Here is a 16765-nt window from a genome sequence, read left to right as displayed (position 1 = left end):
CATCGCGCTTTTCTCCGCGCCGTTTGCCGTTCTGTTTAACGTTTCGTTCAAAAAAGTAGCGACACAGGGAGCCAGACCATGAATACCAACTCATTGCATTCGATGCCGCCCGGCGCCAGGCCTGCGCGCGTGCCGGCGTGGCGCGCGCGGCGCCTCGCTGCGCCGCTCGCCTGTGCGGCGCTCGCCTTCGCTTGCACGGTGGCCTTTGCGCAAGACGATGTGCCCGCCAGCGCAACGCCACAGCAGAGCGCCCAGCAAGACGCCGCGCCCGTCGCGGCGAAGCCATCGGGCAACGCCGCAGCCGATGTCGGCAAGCTCCCTCTCGAACAGCAGGTCCGCTGGCTTCAGCGCGCGCAAAAGAGCGGCGCGCTCGTGAAGATGAGCGACGCGCAACTCACGGCGCTCTTCCAGGCGTTCGATCCGCTCGTCGTGCCCGCGCTCATCCAGCTCGGGCCGTCGGGCTATCCGTCGTACGAGTTCGTGCTCTCGCGCTGGGAGCGCCTGAACGGCAAGTGGCCCAGCAAGCCCGCACATATGCTCGTCAAGCTCGATCATGATCCGCTGCGCATCTACGCGAAGTGGCTGCCCGACGGCGAGCATTCGGGCGAAGAGGTGATCTACGACGCCTCGAAACGCAGCGACCAGATGTACGGGCATCTAGGCGGCCTGCTCGGCGTCATGCCGATGTGGACCGCGCTCGACGGCTCGCTCGCGCGCTCGCAATCGAATCACAAGATCACGGAGCTCGGCACGGAGTTCATCGTGAGCCAGTTCATGGCGGACGCGAAGAAGTACGTCGAAGTGGGCGCGCCGTACAAGCCGCAAGTCGAGGTGAAGACGATAGCCGGCGTGCGCGTGGTCGCGCTCACGTATGTCTCGCCGGCCGGCAAGCCGCAGTTCTATGCGAAGAAGCAGACACTCGGGCTCGACCTGCGCCGTCCGTATTTCCGCACCGTCGAAGCCTACGACGACGACGGCCAGATCTTCGAAAGGATCGTGATCGAAAGCATCACGCCGAAGAGCTTCGACACCGAAGCGTTCGATCCGAAGAATCCCGACTACAAGTTCTAGTACGTGTTTGCGACGCGCAGGACAAAGGCGTAGACCGCATTAAAAACGTCATCCATTGCGATATTAAATTTGTCAACACGCACCGGGCAATCGACGCGGTGCCAACCGGATGGCGCTGAGGAGCGGCTACGGCAACCTAGTCTGTCGCCATCTGTGGGCTTCCGGTGTCGACCCTGAGCCGCCGGTCGGGCAACCGGGATGCAAGGGCAGGTATCTGGGTGTAGCGGACACCGATACGTAGCTGGATCGAGCGGGTAGACCGCGCAACACGCTGTACCGGACTACCGCGAGGTCGCCAAGCGTGCGCTGTGGAAAGCCGCATTCCAGAGGGAAATGCGGCATCGGATACGGGAACGCTGAAGTGAATCGTCAAGCTTGGAGTTTTGCTTGCACCAACGCAGTCGCACCCGTCAGTTCGCCCAGAGCAGCATTCGGACCCATCGAGCCAAGTCCCCGCTTTTCCATCTCCTGCATGGCCATAGCCCGTTCGATGTCGGAATCGGCTTCCGGAGAGGGGAGAAACACCACGCCGCCCTCGTCGGCGATGACGAGGTCGCCTGGACGAACAACAGCGCCCCCACAGGAGATCTGCGCGTTCATGACACCGCCTGCACCGAGTAGTCGCGTTGTGACGCTGCTTACACCACTTGCCCACACCGGCAAGCCGATCTCGCGAATTTCACCAGGGTCGGCGATCGGACCGTCGATAATGACGGCCGCTACGCCGCGATTCGCAATTGCGTAGGCAACTCCCCCGCCGAGGCACGCATGGGTATCGTCACCAAGCCGGTCGATCACCAGCACATCGCCTTCGCGCAGCATCGCGACGGCATGATGGAGCAGCGTCGAATCGGCACCCGGAAGGGCAAGGGTGACGGCGGTTCCTACACGACGGCCACAATCGTGCAGCGGCCGGATTGTTTTTCGCGGAAACCCCATGATCCGGAAATGGCCGATCGTCGCCGGTTCGGCGAAGCTCGCACGCTCGACGGTAGCAGGCTCGACCTTCGCGGGCATTTCATTGATGATGAACATAGATGAACCTCTCTCAATTGCCGATCAGAGAACGCGATGCTGCCGGAGCGGAATGCGCGCGCGAACAGTCTCGATATATTTCCGGTCGATCCGGGTAGTGGCAAAACCTTCGCCATTGGAAACCTGCGCAATAACCTGCCCCCACGGATCAACGATCATCGAATGTCCGTAGTTCATGAACTTGCCGTTCTCGAAGGTTCCCGTCTGACCCGGTGCGACGATATAGCACTGGGTTTCTATCGCGCGGGCACGCAGTAGCGGTTCCCAATGATCTGTGCCCGTCTGGAATGTGAAGGCTGATGGCACAACGATGACATCTGCTCCCTTGTCGGCGATCGCGCGAAAGAGTTCCGGAAAACGCAGGTCATAGCAGATCGTCATACCGAGGTTGAAGCTCTCAACGGGTACACACATAACGCGCTCGCCGCGTGCGACGTTCTTGGATTCCCTAATCTCCGTGCCGTCTGGAAGCACAACATCGAAACGATGGATCTTCCGGTATTTGCCGAGCAGTTCACCCGTTCGGCCGAAGAGCAGTGAGGTGTTGTACACACGGTCGTCCTCAAGCTCCATCGCGCTGCCAATGTGGAGAAGGACGTTGTGCGCAGACGCCATGGCCGAAAACGCCTCGAACAGTTCGCTGCCGGGAAAGGCGCCCGCGGACTCGCGCATCTTCGAGGGTGAGATGCTGATGCAGGCAACCATTTCCGGGAACACCACGAGATCCGGCGAGTCGGCGGCAACGGCCTCGGCGAGCAGCCGCTGCATTTTTGCCAGATTGAGTTGCTGATCATCCGTTACGTTGGATTGAATTACGGTAACTTTCATTGCTTGTCCTTTGTAGTACTAAGTTAACTGGAAAAAATTAGAAGCGGTGTCGAATCCCGGCATAGAGTGCAACCTGGCTGGTCGTGGACGAATTACCTGCCGTAAACAGGCTGGCAACCTGGCCGGGGCCGCTCGTGCGCTGGAAATTGCCGCCGACCGTCACATCGGTCCTCTTGGAGAGAAAATAGTCGTAGCTCACGTTCAGCGTATTCCACCGCGAATCGTCAAGACGTGACTGCCAGAAGCCCGCAGTGACGAGCGAAAAGGTGGTGATCTGCCAGGAGGCTCCGATCTCGGGCGTGCGTAGCTTTTCCGTGCGTCCGTTTTTCGCCGAGGTGAACACCACGTCGGTGTAGAGCGCCCTGAGCGTCACCGAGCCGATGTGGTAGCGCGCCGCAGCTGCGTAGATGTCGGTGGTGCGCAACGCGAGCGGTGTGGCAGTGGAGAGCGACAGCGGCGTGCCGAAGAACTCGCTGACGCCCATGGACGTGGAAGGCGTAATGCTCGTTCCGCCGATGCTCGAATAGACCAAAATGCCGTCAAGCACACCGTTCGAATAGGTCAGCTCGAAACTGTTGGAGCGCCGGCTGTTGGTTCCGCCATTCGGATCTCCAAAGCTGTAGAGTGCCTTGCCGGAGAAGCCGGCAAATTTGGGAGACTCGTAGCGTACCGAATTGCTGAGCGTCACACCGTTGATCCGGTCGACGCTGCCGGGATGGAACGAGAAAAGGGTGGAACTGGCCGCACTCGAGTAAAGCAGCAGGTCGACGGTGAAATCGAACTGCCGCCCGAGCGCGAGCGTGCCATATTGGTCATTTGTGATACCGAGCCACGCGCTATTGCCGAACAGCGCGCCATTGTTGCTTAGCACGCCATTGTTCAGGTTGAACGTGCTGTTGAGGTTGAACAATACCCGGGTCGAGCCACCCAAGTCTTCCTCTCCGCGAAAGCCGAAGTTGTTGGACCACGAGCCGGCGTTCTGGGCCTTGACGGCCGATTTGCCGCCCACGTTGTTGATATAGGCGATGCCATCGTCGAGCGTGCCGTACAACGTCATCGAAGAGGCGGAGCAAGGCTGCTGGCAGATCGCTCCGAGGGTGGCCAGCGCAAAAGCAGAAAGTTTCAGGGTTCTAGTCATTTTCGTTCGTTCATTGTGTATCGGACTGCGACAGGTTCCTGTCCAGTGCTTGCGGTACCTGCGAGCGCCGGGACTGGAGAAGCAGGTATGTGCTGAACAGTCCGGCCGAGATTGCAAGAGCGAGGACACCGACCAGGGTCACCGCCATGCGAAGCGCCGCGCCCCCCGCAGGCAATTGATCAACCGCGAACCCAACCAGCAAAGGGGCGATAGACAGACCACAGATATTTACGAGCAGCACATAGATGGCTGAAACCCGGCTGCGGAGTTGAGCAGGTGTCCGGCTCTGGATGAGCGCCGGTGCCACGCCAACGGCGCACGTGCAAAGGGCGTGTAGTAACGCCGTAGACGCGAGTACCGCCACGGGTGTCTGGGCCATAAAGAAAAGGCCGAGGACGGGAAACGCAATCAATGCCGCCACACCCGGAATTTTGAGCGTGGCCGCGTAACTGGCCTTCTTTTGAATGGCATCCGCAAGCGTGCCAGCAACGAGCATGCTCGCCGCACAGGAAATCAACACGATCAGGCCGTAGGGGCGCCCGATTTCGCCCGGCGTCCAGTGAAATTCCCGCCCGAAAATGGTCGGGATCCACGAAAGCAGGCTGTAGTTCAAGGTGAGCAGGCCGGACATGCCGACGTACAGCGTGCCGAGAAATGCCCAGTTGCTGGCAAGAAACGACTTCAGGCTCGTCCCGTCAGTGGCCATCGAACCATCGACGGGCGAAGAACCGGCTGTGCGTGATACGGTGCGTTCACCGCGAAGCGCATAGGCGAGCAGCGGCAGCAGCACGATGGCTGGCAACGCTACGCAGATAAAGGTTGCCTGCCAGGCAGCGAGCACACCGACCACGGGAAGGCTGACGCCACCGAGTGACTTCAGGTGATCGAAGAGACCGCCGACCACATAGAATGCGGATCCCGAGCCTATTACAGCGCCCACCTGAAAGAGGCTGATCGCGGCGTTGCGCTTGCCTGCCGGAAAGCGCTCGTGAATGATGGCGTAGCCGGCCGGCGCAAGCGCGGCTTCCCCTGCACCAACGAGCATGCGTGCGACCAGCAGTTGCGGGAAGCTTGTGGCGAGCCCGCACGCTGCGGTAGCGACGCCCCAGATCAACAGGCCGAGCAGAATGGTCCATCTGCGCGACCACCGGTCGGCAAGCCAGCCGCAAGGAATGCCGAGGACGGCGTAGAACATCCCGAACGCGAGCCCCTGCAATTGCCCGATTTGCGTATTCGAAAGCGCGAATCGCAACTTGATGGGGTCGATGACGAGCGCGAGCGCAAACCGGTCGACAATCGACACGATCATCGCGATGCAAAGAAAAACAGTGAGCGTCCAGGCGCCGGTAAGCGATCCAGAAGCGACGGGTGGTGCCGAGGTGGGTTTCATGATGAATGAGCCGAAAGTGAAGCGGTCCTTGAGCGGGTTGGCGAGCCTCAAGCCGAAACGGGGGCATCAAGAAGCTGGACGGTGGATTGCCACATCTGCTGGAGACCGTGCGCGAGCGCGACCTGCTCCATCGCGATGAACATGCGGTGCGCGCCGTGCTTCACCGCAAAGGCCCTTTCTTCCGGGCTCCACGCCGGAAACAGCCACGGCTTGCCCGCCGCCTTGGCCGCAGCGGCAATCGAGCGAAGGTCGTCCCAGTCGCCGTCTTGCTTCTTGTAGATGCCCCGGCCACGGCGAATGGAGAGATCGGTCGGGCCAATGAACACGCCATCAACCGTCGGCAGATCAAGGATGCCTGCGACCTCGCGCAGCGCATTTTCGTCTTCGATCATGGGATAGCAGCGCGTGCGCTTGTCCTGCTCGTCGATCCAGCTGTCAGGCGGATACATGAAGTTCGTAGTGCGGCCCCCTGCCAGACTGCGGTCGCCAAGCGGCGGCAGCTTTGAATACGCACAAACGCGTCGCGCCTCTTCCACGCCCGAGATATGCGGAATGATCACGGCGTCCGCGCCGAAATCCAGCGCCTGCTGGATGGCTTCGCGCGTGGGGCCCAGCACCTTCGCGAATACCTCGAACTGCTTCGCCTTGAGGAACGGAATGAAGCGGTCAAGCGCGTCGAGGTCGAACGTGCCGTGCTCGATGTCGAGAATGGCAACCCTGAAGCCAATGCAATGGGCGATCTCGGCCGTGGCGATATTTGGACCCGAAAACCAGAGCCCGAGATGCGAAGTTGAAAGCGTCATAGTCAGATGGATGTGAGAGGGTAGTACGTGCTCGAGCGTTGTTCGTGTATCCGCCATGTATACACGATGGATGCGAGAGATTGTCGAAGAAGCATAAGCGCGCCCGCAATACGGGTATACCTTCGGCCCGAAGAGTTAGACGATTTGATGTATACTCGGCGTATATTTAAGGAAACGCTATGGATGACGCGCACGGGAACACTCTCTCAGCACGCGACCGTGCCTATGCGCACGTTCGGGACCAGATTCTCCGCGGAAGCTTTCGCAGCGGGGAATTCATCGAGGAAGGGCCAATCTCCGACGAGATTGGCGTTTCCCGAACCCCCGTGCGCGAAGCGCTCCACCGCCTGTATGCCGATGGCTTTGTCGAGCTTCTTCCGCGTCGTGGCGCCCGTGTGCGCAGCGTGACGGTGGATGAACTACGCCAATTCATGGACGCACGCTTTGCGCTCGAAAGTCACGCGGTCAGGGTGATTTGCCAGAATCGCTCCACGCTGCCGGCAACGCTGTCCGGTCACGTCGAATCACTGCGCGATAACCTGCTCACGAACAATACGTTCGAAGCCGCGGAGCAGGATCGCCTGTTTCATCGTGAATTGATGAAGCTCACCGGGAATGACCTGCTTGTCGAGCTGTTCGATCGCCTGCGTTTTCGCTTCATCTTGGCCACCGTTTCGTGTCCGGTAGACGTCTCGCGTGTGGATGAACTGGTCGAGGAGCATCGGGCGTTGCTGGAGGCGATTTCCAGATACGACGCCCCCGAAGCGGTCCGGTTACTTGGTGTGCATTTAACGTCGGATCGGGCTCCCAGATTCCGTCGTGACTGAACATCCCGTCTGTCTTGCCTGATCGTTTGTGGCGATCGTGGTCGATCGCCCAAGTGCCATTTTGGAAATCTGCAAGTACGGCTAACAGCCAGTCAAGTTGTGGTTCCGGCTGATATATGGTTTGCGGGAAAGCGTCGGCAGTGGCGTGACTCCGTCTTCGATTGAGGAGACACCGAGCTCCACGGCGAGGCTTGGCTCATGATGCAAAGGCGGAATGTGCAACGCTCCCCGACCAGAGTCGAACGGCCGATTGTTCAAGTGGAACCGACGCCCGAACGTCCGAGAAGTTGTGCTGGCGACTGGCGCGTCATGGCCGGGTAGTGCCCGATACGTTTCGGCTCAGTTGGACCTGCAACGGGCCTTCAGATTCCCACTGTCGAATGTCGGAAGCCGAAAGTTGTGCGGGCTTTTGCCGTATGCAACGTGTCGGCGTAGCATTCCGCTATTCAAGTCGATTCCTCCTCGCTCATGCCGACGATTCTTATTGTGGATGACGATCCCGCGATCATCGTTGCATGGAAGCGCATATTGCGCTTGAAGAAGTTCGAGGTCGCGAGCGCTGGAGACACTGACGCGGGTCTGGCAGCCGCGAGCGTTCTACACCCGGGCCTGATTGTTACAGATTGGCATATGCCAGGAATGGACGGGATTGAATTTTGTCGTCAACTCAAACGTAATCCGAAGCTGGCTAAAATCCCAATCATCCTGGCCAGTGCAGGCGAGAAACCAGCCTTGAGCGAAGCTCTGTGGGATGCGTTTTGGCAGAAGCCCATATCCGCAGGCGTCATGCTCATGACGGTAGAGCGGCTTTTACCGAGGCCCTGCTAGGGGAATTCGCCGCCCCGGAAACAGTCATCCCTGCTCGATCTTTCCGGCATGACCGGTGGCTGCGCCATCAGGGTTGAACCTCGACCGGGTTCGATCCAGTCCTGATGGCGTCAATGACGGAAAGCAAAGATCATCCGTGCAGGTTCAGTGGAGAGTGGCGATGAGCACCAACAACACCGCCGGACCACGGTGGTCGGGTCGCCGGGCGCGAGCAGCCCGGATGCTGGCTGCGGGCATAGACATCGCGCGCGTAGCGACTGTGCTGGATTTGAGTCCAGCAACAGCGCGGCGTTATCAGAGCGTTTTCGCGGCGGGCGGTGCAGATGCGCTGATGGGAGTGGGCGACGTCGGGCGCCGGCCGCGTCTTACCGCCGATGGGCTCGCGCGGCTGATCGAGGCAATCAAAGCGCTGAACCAACAGATCCGTCCAGCACTCTGCCACGAGGCCTACCTTGTGCGGTGACTGCCCGGTCGCGGAAGGCCGGATTCAGCCGTATTACGAGCAACGTAACGTTCATCTAGATGGGCGGCGTTGCGTTCCCGTGACTGACGGTCTAATGTGACGCTATTTCTGGTGGTTCACCGGCGTGCCGGTCTGTGGGGTTCGAGTGCTTTAGATCGTCGCCCGGGCGTCAGATCATCAGAAATTTATGGTAACCCTCGGGATTTGGGACGCCTCCAGCCACAAGCCTACCAGGACTGCTCATGAGTGATACAGCAGCAAGCGCGACAGACCGTTTCCCGGCAGAGGTGCGCGCCCGGTTTGGCGTTCTGCCGAATTTCTTCTGCACTGCAGCAAGCGCCCCTGGTTTGATCGAAGAGTTGTGGGGCTTCGCCAAATCGGCATACCTTAACAGCCCACTACCGTCACTTTTCAAAGAGCGACTGTTTGTCCAACTGTCACGATTCTGTGAGATTCGCTATTGCATCATTCGTCACGTGGGTTTTCTGGTCGGCGAGGGGCGGCCAGCCGGCGACGGTTCTGTGGGACCGCAGACCATTGAGCAAGCGATTGCACTGCTGCGTAGACCCCTGCCCGACTCCATGCAGCTAGATCGGTCGCTTGCGCGACTGGAAAGCCTCAAATCTCCCGTGAGCCTTCCCGAAGGGGAGAGCGAACTTGAGGCCGCGTTGTTTGATGCCCTCACCATACTTTTTATCGCCCCGCGTGGCGCGGATCGTGCCCGCTCCGCGGTGCTGCACGCCGTTGGGGAGCGAACTTTCGAGCTCCTGGTCGCTTTCCTCGCCTTCATCCGCACGGCCCACTATTGGACTGAAACGCATCCTGCGCTGGAAATTGAGAGCGATATGAAGGCTTTGATGCAAAGTCATCCCGATCTCGCAGGCCTGTTGCTGAGCACCCATGACTCTGACTGGGCCAATTCAACTCAGGCCCTGCGCCGCGCACTTGAGGAACTCCGGACCACCTCTGGAGCCCTTCAGGTGAGCGAGGAGCGTTACCGGATGCTCGTGACGACCACCCACGATATTTTGTATCGAATGAACCCGGACTGGAGTGGGATGTGGACGCTGGATGGACGAAATCAGCTCGCCGACACGACCGCATTCGATACAAACTGGGTTCAACGGTATATCCCCGAGGATGACCGGGAGCGCGTGACTGCGGCTATACAGCAGGCGGTGGCGGATAAACGTCCGTTCGAACTCGAACATAGGGTGTTTCGCGCTGATGGTTCACGGGGCTGGGTGCTTTCCCGTGCGATTCCGGTCATGGATGATCAGGGTGCTGTCATCGAATGGTTTGGCACCGCGATTGATCTAACGGGACGAAAGACGGCCGAGGAAGCGCTGCGCAACGCGGACCGGCGCAAGGATGAGTTTTTGGCCACCCTCGCTCATGAGCTCCGGAATCCCTTGGCGCCACTACGAAATGGATTGCAGATCGCGCGGCTTCATGGATCGCCCAGTGCACCCATCGCGCGAACGATCGACATGATGGTTCGTCAAGTCAACATGTTGGCGCACCTGGTCGATGACCTCCTTGATGTCAGCCGCATCACCTCGGGCAAGGTTACGCTTCGGCGTGAAAACGTAAATTTGCGCACCGTACTAGCCGCAAGCGCTGAGGCCTCGCGCTCGATCATCGACGCCCATGGGCATTTGTTACTAATCCACCCGTCCGATGAGGAAATGACGGTAAACGGTGATTTTGATCGGCTCACGCAAGTGTTTTCAAATCTTCTGTCGAACGCAGCCAAGTACACCAGGGACGGTGGAACGATCGACCTTCGCCAGCGCCGCGAAGGCGACGACGCGGTCGTCAGCGTTACAGATTCCGGCATTGGGATCCCTGCAGAATCGTTGTCCTCTATTTTTGATATGTTTTCCCAGGTGCGTTCGCACCAAAACCACGCTGCCGGTGGACTGGGGATTGGATTATCGCTCGTTCGGCAGCTCGTTGAGATGCATGGGGGGGCAGTGAGTGCTTCGAGCCCCGGACCCAATGCCGGAAGCACGTTTTCCGTTCGCTTGCCTTTGAGCGTCTGCGCAGAGGAGGCAGCGACCGCTTCTGCTCCGGGATACGCGAAGCCCAATGGCAGACCTGCGCGGCGAATTCTGATCGTCGACGATAATCAGGATGCGGCAAGCTCGCTAGCGGAGTTACTGGAGCAATGGGGGCACACGGTGGCGACCGCTTTTAATGGAGAGGATGGCTTACGGAAGGCCGCAAACTTCCGACCCGATGTCGCGTTACTGGATCTCGGCATGCCGGGGATGGATGGCTTTGAAGCCGCCTCCCGGCTTCGCGCGCTGCCTGGCGGTGCTCAGATGAAGCTGATCGCTGTCACGGGATGGGGCCAGGAACATGACCGCGAGCGTACGCGCGCGGCAGGATTCGATCGTCATCTTCTAAAACCTATCGATTTTGAGGCGCTGGAACTGCTGCTTGCGCAATGCTGAATGCTGCTCTCGCAGCGCGTGCGGCGCAACATGCTCGAGTTTCTTGAAGTCACGCGCTCGGCCACCGGTATCGCGAAAGACTTTCACGCGAATGTCGCTCGTAACGTCCCCATCGTTCCCGCCTCCCTCTGCGCGCTGCGCGCGTGGTACGACGGTGCCGGGGCACACGACGCGATCAGCCGATATTGCCCCCAAGCCATCGCGGACAGCCGTTCGGCGCGCGGCGTGATCGGCCGCCTTCGGCGACAGATGGTTGGATTTGCCCTCAGCCGCCATCGCGCCGATCTCGCAGAGCCGTTTCAATGCATGGCCGGCGAACGTACCCGTCATCGCGGTGCCGCGATCCGGGCGCTCGCCGCCCTGCCGTTACTTCCGGTCCCGCAACCGCTCGTGAGCGATGCGGTCGAGACGTGGCTGCCACCCCGGGTCATTCCAGTACTGCATGGACACGGCATCCGGACACTGGCCGACCTGACTGTCCGGGTCCCCCGTCGCCGGCGATGGTGGGTCGTGATACCCGGCCTCGGCGAACGTAGCGCGCGTCGGATCGAAGCCTTCTTTGCCGCGCATCCTGCGCTCACCGAGCGCGCCCGCGCCTTGATCACCACGGAAGCGATCTCCCCCGTTACGCCGTGGGAAACCATCCTCGTTCCGCACGAGGTGGACGGCTCATCGGGAATCTACCGCGCGCCAAAACCGCTGTGCGCCCTCGAGGCCGATAACGACTGGCAGGCAATCAACGCCTGGCTCGAATGCCACGAGGCAGCGGAAACCCGGCGTGCCTATCGCCGGGAAGCAGAGCGGTTGCTGCTGTGGGCGATTGTCGAGCGCGGAAAGGCGCTGTCTTCATTGGCCAGCGAGGATGCGACGGCGTATCGCACCTTTCTGCGCCATCCGGTGCCGCGAGCCCGCTGGGTCGCGCCGGCGCGGCCGCGGTCGTCCACCGAGTGGCGGCCGTTCACGGGCATGATGTCACCGGATTCGATCGCCTATGCACTGTCAGTGCTTCGCGCCATGTTCCGGTGGCTGATCGACCGGCGCTACGTGCTGGCGAACCCGTTCGCGGATCTCAAGGTACGGGGCGCACAGCACGCCGGCGAACTGGACGTGTCGCGAGCCTTCACGGCCGGCGAATGGGAGCTGGTCCGCACGATTGCCGATGGCCTCGCGTGGTCCCATGGTTGGGCGGTACCGGCTGCCCAGCGTCTACGCTTTCTGCTCGACTTCGGTTACGCAACCGGCCTGCGCGCGGCCGAGCTGGTCGGCGTCACACTCGGCAGCATCCAGGCCGGCGTACATGGCGAGCGCTGGCTGCATCTCACCGGCAAGGGCGCAAAAGGTGGCAAGGTTGTGCTGCCACCGCTCGCGCGCTTTGCGCTGGAGCAGTATCTGAGGCAACGTGGGTTGCCGGTGAGTCCCGACCGATGGCCTGCGGATACGCCGTTGATCGGCCACCTCGATACGTCAGCTGGCATCACCACACCGCGCCTGAGAGAAATACTGCGCCGGTTCTTCCATACAGCCGCCGATGTCATCGAGGCCGATCACCCACCGCTCGCCCGCAAGCTGCGTCGCGCGACGCCTCACTGGATGCGCCACACGCACGCTACCCATGCGCTCGCCAGTGGCGCCACGCTGACCACCGTGCGCGACAACCTGCGGCACGCGTCGATCACCACCACCTCGATCTACCTCGATCACGACGACGTTCAGCGTACGCGGCAGATCGAGCGCATCTTCGTGCGACGGCCTTCGGCATGAACTCATCCGAGCGGACGTCGCACCGGTCGTCGCGTCTCCGATGCTGCTCATCCAAAATATCTCTGGAAATACTGCCGCGTGAACGCCTTGCGATGTTCGGCTGTCATCCATGGGTTCCGGCCTGGCGTCCATCCCTGGCCCCCATAGCTCGCGCCGCAGTACGCGCAACGGCAGGGTGCCTCCAGGAGCCGCACGTTCACACGATACGACGCCTCGTAGCCGCATGTCTCGCACGCTGACTCCAGCACGCGGTCGTGCGCGGGACACTGCGCATTACTCTCCATCTGGTGCAGCACGCTGTGATAGCCGTGCGCGATACAACGGCGACAGAAGCGGAAAAGCCCACTGTAGCGCCGGCGCGGGATCGCGGGCAACAACGCCACGCGCAGTGTTTCAGCCGGCACGCGAAGGCTTTCGTGAAGCCGGTCGACGTCCACAATGCCCAACTGCGGCACCACACCCTCGTACGGATCGACGTCCGGCCCCAGCAGTCGTGCAACCACATGGCCTGGCAGGGCGTTCGCCTTCTCGAATTTCCACAGTATCGAGACGAGGGACTCGCATGGATCGAGCCACTTCCTGTTGAAGACGTAACCCAGCGCAGGCGTCAGCTTGCGCTCATCGACCGTGAGGATCGGAAAGCACGGTGCCTTCAGGGGCGCCGTACTACGCTGCGGCGACGAGGACGCGACCGGTCGCATGACGTGACTGAACGTAACCGCAGTGCCGCACTGCATGAGCCCACAGCGCTTCTGCCGGACAATAACCCGGTGCATCCCTGAGCTCGCTATCCTTCAACACGATTTCGACGGCGCGCGCGAACGATTCCATAGGGAGCTCCAGACGTCCAGGCAGGGTGGCCTTGTGGTGCGCGACCTCGAATGCATGCCAAAGCGTGTCGGCGTCGTCAACCAGCCGGTATCCGGCGTCAAATGCCTGCGGGATATAGAAGCGCGTGAAGCTCCACGCGCTGCCCTCCGGATAGGCGGTCTGGTCGTATCCGTTCAGGCAGGTTGCGACATCCTGCGCGTTGCGAATTCCGTAGAACGACAACTCCTCGACCATCAGCCTCGCGACAATCTGTGTCTTTCCCGCGAGCTGCAGCGCCGTCTTCTGTGCGAGGAGTTCCTGCTGCCCAACCAGAAATGTGAAAAGCTTGATCTGCTGACGGTCAAGTGCGTCATGAACATCGCGCAACCATTCGTATTCGTTTTCGTTGTAGCGCTGGGCCTCATCGCAGAACAACAGTACCGTCCCGCTGCCAGTACGCGCCGCCGCCTCGCGTATGCGCAGCGACAGGCGCATGCGTTTGGATGGGTTCGTGCCGGCATTGGGATCCGGGTCGCCGACGGCTTCCAGCAGATTGGCAAAGAATGGTCCTTCCGCGTGCCTTGGCTTGTGCTCGCACTGCGCGTGATAGCTGGTCATCCTCGGATGATTGCGCGCGAGCAACAGGCGCACGTATTCGATCGCCCGGGTTTTGCCGATGCGTGACGGACCGTGAATCAGCGCGCCCATGATGCGATACCGCAGGCAGCGCTCGACGAGTTCGTAAAAGGCTTCGATTGCCGGGGTGGCGATACGGTAGTTGCCGCTAGCGAGCGGATGCAGCGAGGGATCGACTGGCCGTGGAATTTCAACTGACATGATGACGCCTCCAATACAGGAGCCTGGGTTAGAAGACCTGGCCGGTGCCAATCGTGAGCTTTCTGGGATGCACGGGCCCATTCGGCGCAGGGTCGACGAAGGCTGCTTCCGCCACCGGTGTCGCAGGCGTTGGCATCGTGACCGGCAACAGGGTTTCCGGGACTTGCGATGCGCGTGCCGGTCCGGCTGGCATGCGCACGGTCGGCGCCGATGCAAGCAGTTGAACAGCCTGTGCAAGTTCCGACGCCGCCTTGCGCGTTTTCTTCGCCTGTGCGAGTTTTTGCTGCACGTAGGCTTCGATTGGATTCCACCCGCCCGCAGCGTCGGTCCGGCGCCGCCCTTTCTGCTTGCGGATTTCCTGTCGCAACTTGAGGTTGTGCGGCACCACCCGCCACGCCCCTTGCGCGTCGAGCACGCCAAGTTCGGTTCCATCGGGCAGGAACGCACGCATCGAAGATCGTCGGCGTTCATGTAGACGAGCAGCCGCTGGCCGATCAGATGCGTGCTGGTCGCGAGCACGCTGTTGGTGTAGCGCACGCCGTGAAGATTGATATGGGGGCGAATACCCTGGTCGAGATAGGCGCGCACAGGACAGCGGCGCGCCGATTGCATCAGGCACAGCGTCCGGCGGTAATGTTCGGCAAGCCACGTCACCATTGTCTGCCGTCCGCGAACAAAGAATTCCATCGCTTCGAGCGGCGTCGCATTGTTCAGCCCGCTGTGCGGCGTGCCGTTGTAGCTCGCGATCGAATACTCAACCAGTTCCTCGAGCTCCCCGAGCGAGACATACAGACGCAGGTTGCCCTTTGGGTCAGCGAGCGCCCGCCGCAGGTCGCGCGGATGCGACCCGGTGTAGCCCGGCAGGCGCGACGACAGGCGGCTCGCGACGGTGCCGAAAAACCGCTCGATATAGGGTCGCTCGTCCGGACTGTGGCGTGGCCCCGCATCGACGAAGCACCCGACAAATTCACAAAGCACCCTGATTGTGTCGTCGGCCAGGTTTGCTTTTGCGTTGTCGAGCTTCATCCGCTCCCACACGGCATAGGCGAGCTCCGTCATCCGCTGCGACGCGAAGCCGTCGTGCGCGCCGTAACCAAGGCCAGCGATTGAAAAGGTCTTCGAACGATGCGGCTCAAGCGCGTTTTCGATGGTCTTGATGACATCGTAGCGGCTGTACTCGCTCGCCAGCACAATGTGATAGCCCAGAACGACGCGCGTGCACACGTCGATGATCACCTGTTGAACGGGTAGTCCGCAGCGGTCAGGCCAACTTCACGGCACTGGCGCAGGAATCCGTCATGCAGCGCCTGCAAACCACGCAGGCGCGTGCGCAGGTGTCGGTCCGTATTTATCTGCCCAAGCGACACCCGGCGCTGTTTCACCTGCAGCAACAGCCACGCCGCAAGCGTTGGGTAGCGTTCCAGAAGCTGGGAAAACGCACCTACTGTGCCGCGACTACCACGTTCGCCACGCACCACCACAGCACGCAACCTGACGTAGTCGGCGATCCTTGCGTACCTGACCAGGGCACGAAAGCCGAAGGGTCTGCCGTCCGGATGGGGAGAAAGTGCCCGTCGGAGGAGGCGATAGAGCTGGCGTCGGTCGACTCCCGTCGATTGCTCGAGCTGTACGAGCGAGTCGCCTCGGGCGTAACCCAGAACCGCCTCCATCCGCGATTCGAAAACACGTCGTGTGTCATCATCGAACTCCGTGTAGGCGACGGTCGGCCACACCGTGACATCGATCCCCTGCAACTCCGGTTTGCGGCGATTCATGGATGCGCCCCTTCAGCCAGAAAGGTCGTGAGCAACGACAGCGGCTGCGTGCGTAGATCCCGCGCACTGATTTTGCCGGCGTGCAACAGGCCAAATAGCGCGGCACGCACCAGTACGGAATCGCCAGTCACAAACTCCCGCTCAACCTCGAGCAGTCTGTGCGGGTGAGCCAGAAAGCGCTCGATCGCGCGGGACAATGCTGCAGAAATGAGATCCCGGTTCGCGACGATGTACGGCAACATACGCTGCCAGTTTTCGATCCATACCTGCGCTGCAGCGATCTCTGCTGACGCAACCGTCCGAATTGGCAGGGTAGCGGCGTCGAGGTCGTGGTGCGATCTAGCCGGTGCGCTTCCAGCATTCTCATCACTAAGGATTACTAACTATTGTCGACCAGAAAAACCGACCCAGAAATCTGCGAGCCGCTTTACGCCCTCAACAACAACGTAGCCCGGGCGCTCGCAGAAGGTGATCACTGCAGGGTTCGCCTCAAGCAGAATCCACTGATCCAGTAAGGCTCGCCGGAAAAAGATCACTCGCCTCGAAAGCTTCGGGCTGAATGCCTCAAGGCGGCGTGCGCCGCGAGGCCGCGCGAGTGCGATCGGCGCCGGGATTTTCAGAGAATTTTCCATAAGATCAGAACCTTACGGACGGGATTCGAAGTTTAGGAGGCGAAGTGACGAATTTAATGCGGACTTACGCGAATTGACGCTTTTATTACGATTCAAAGGTAAATAAAA

Annotated in this window: 15 protein-coding genes and 1 pseudogene; 6 read left to right on the top strand and 10 right to left on the bottom strand. The window is 60.8% G+C overall.

All coding sequences use genetic code 11. The features are described 5' to 3' along the window. Positions 1-78: 78 nt before the first annotated feature. Complete coding sequence (locus U5775_RS35415; protein ID WP_415913729.1) at positions 79-1071, top strand: DUF1571 domain-containing protein; 993 nt, start codon at positions 79-81, stop codon at positions 1069-1071. 369 nt (positions 1072-1440) lie between these two features. On the opposite strand, the gene U5775_RS35410 is transcribed toward U5775_RS35415, so the two are convergent. Genes U5775_RS35410 through U5775_RS35390 form a run of 5 tightly spaced genes read right to left on the bottom strand, consistent with a single transcriptional unit; the run spans position 1441 to position 6265 of the window. Then, a complete protein-coding gene (locus U5775_RS35410; RefSeq protein ID WP_322062786.1) occupies positions 1441-2106 on the bottom strand; it encodes an RraA family protein in 666 nt (221 codons plus the stop codon). A gap of 24 nt (positions 2107-2130) precedes the next feature. Then, complete coding sequence (locus tag U5775_RS35405) at positions 2131-2934, bottom strand: carbon-nitrogen hydrolase family protein (RefSeq protein WP_322062785.1); 804 nt, start codon at positions 2932-2934, stop codon at positions 2131-2133. A 37-nt stretch (positions 2935-2971) separates the two neighbouring features. After that, positions 2972-4072 carry a porin gene (locus U5775_RS35400; RefSeq protein ID WP_322062784.1) on the bottom strand — a complete coding sequence of 367 codons (1101 nt, stop codon included), beginning with the start codon at positions 4070-4072 and terminating at the stop codon, positions 2972-2974. 10 nt (positions 4073-4082) lie between these two features. Then, positions 4083-5462 carry an MFS transporter gene (locus U5775_RS35395; protein ID WP_322062783.1) on the bottom strand — a complete coding sequence of 460 codons (1380 nt, stop codon included), beginning with the start codon at positions 5460-5462 and terminating at the stop codon, positions 4083-4085. Between the two features lie 47 nt (positions 5463-5509). Beyond that, positions 5510-6265: an aldolase/citrate lyase family protein gene (locus U5775_RS35390; RefSeq protein ID WP_322062782.1), complete on the bottom strand. Its 756-nt coding sequence runs from the start codon at positions 6263-6265 to the stop codon at positions 5510-5512. Positions 6266-6444: 179 nt separating this feature from the next. Here U5775_RS35390 and U5775_RS35385 point away from each other — a divergent pair, with 179 nt between their 5' ends. The 5 genes from U5775_RS35385 to U5775_RS35365 all read left to right on the top strand — a co-directional run bounded on the left by U5775_RS35385 (position 6445) and on the right by U5775_RS35365 (position 12603). Beyond that, positions 6445-7092 carry a GntR family transcriptional regulator gene (locus U5775_RS35385; protein WP_322062781.1) on the top strand — a complete coding sequence of 216 codons (648 nt, stop codon included), beginning with the start codon at positions 6445-6447 and terminating at the stop codon, positions 7090-7092. A 468-nt stretch (positions 7093-7560) separates the two neighbouring features. Next, positions 7561-7920 carry a response regulator gene (locus tag U5775_RS35380; RefSeq protein ID WP_322062780.1) on the top strand — a complete coding sequence of 120 codons (360 nt, stop codon included), beginning with the start codon at positions 7561-7563 and terminating at the stop codon, positions 7918-7920. 160 nt (positions 7921-8080) lie between these two features. Next, positions 8081-8383, top strand: a complete 303-nt coding sequence (locus U5775_RS35375) for a helix-turn-helix domain-containing protein (RefSeq protein ID WP_322062779.1) — start codon at positions 8081-8083, stop codon at positions 8381-8383. A 242-nt stretch (positions 8384-8625) separates the two neighbouring features. Further along, positions 8626-10842, top strand: coding sequence for an ATP-binding protein (locus U5775_RS35370; RefSeq protein ID WP_322062778.1), 2217 nt, complete (start codon positions 8626-8628; stop codon positions 10840-10842). Continuing rightward, a complete protein-coding gene (locus tag U5775_RS35365; protein WP_322062777.1) occupies positions 10843-12603 on the top strand; it encodes a phage integrase family protein in 1761 nt (586 codons plus the stop codon). A 47-nt stretch (positions 12604-12650) separates the two neighbouring features. On the opposite strand, the gene U5775_RS35360 is transcribed toward U5775_RS35365, so the two are convergent. The 5 genes and pseudogenes from U5775_RS35360 to U5775_RS35340 form a co-directional block, all read right to left on the bottom strand. Continuing rightward, positions 12651-13304: a hypothetical protein gene (locus tag U5775_RS35360; RefSeq protein ID WP_322062776.1), complete on the bottom strand. Its 654-nt coding sequence runs from the start codon at positions 13302-13304 to the stop codon at positions 12651-12653. Beyond that, positions 13270-14250, bottom strand: coding sequence for an ATP-binding protein (locus U5775_RS35355; protein ID WP_322062775.1), 981 nt, complete (start codon positions 14248-14250; stop codon positions 13270-13272). Before U5775_RS35355 ends, U5775_RS35360 begins: the two co-directional genes overlap by 35 nt. 28 nt (positions 14251-14278) lie before the next feature. After that, a pseudogene (locus tag U5775_RS35350) lies at positions 14279-16025 on the bottom strand (integrase). Further along, positions 16022-16267 carry a hypothetical protein gene (locus tag U5775_RS35345; protein ID WP_322062774.1) on the bottom strand — a complete coding sequence of 82 codons (246 nt, stop codon included), beginning with the start codon at positions 16265-16267 and terminating at the stop codon, positions 16022-16024. The pseudogene U5775_RS35350 and the gene U5775_RS35345 overlap by 4 nt, the downstream one beginning before the upstream one ends. Before the next feature lie 141 nt (positions 16268-16408). Further along, positions 16409-16657 (bottom strand): hypothetical protein, encoded by a 249-nt coding sequence (locus tag U5775_RS35340; protein ID WP_322062773.1) that lies wholly within the window; start codon positions 16655-16657, stop codon positions 16409-16411. Positions 16658-16765 lie beyond the last annotated feature (108 nt).

Origin of the sequence: Paraburkholderia sp. J63 (genome assembly GCF_905220245.1) — a bacterium.
In the GTDB taxonomy this organism is placed as follows: domain Bacteria; phylum Pseudomonadota; class Gammaproteobacteria; order Burkholderiales; family Burkholderiaceae; genus Paraburkholderia.
Note: the sequence above shows the minus strand (reverse complement) of the source record. Positions and strands in the feature narration are given on the sequence as shown.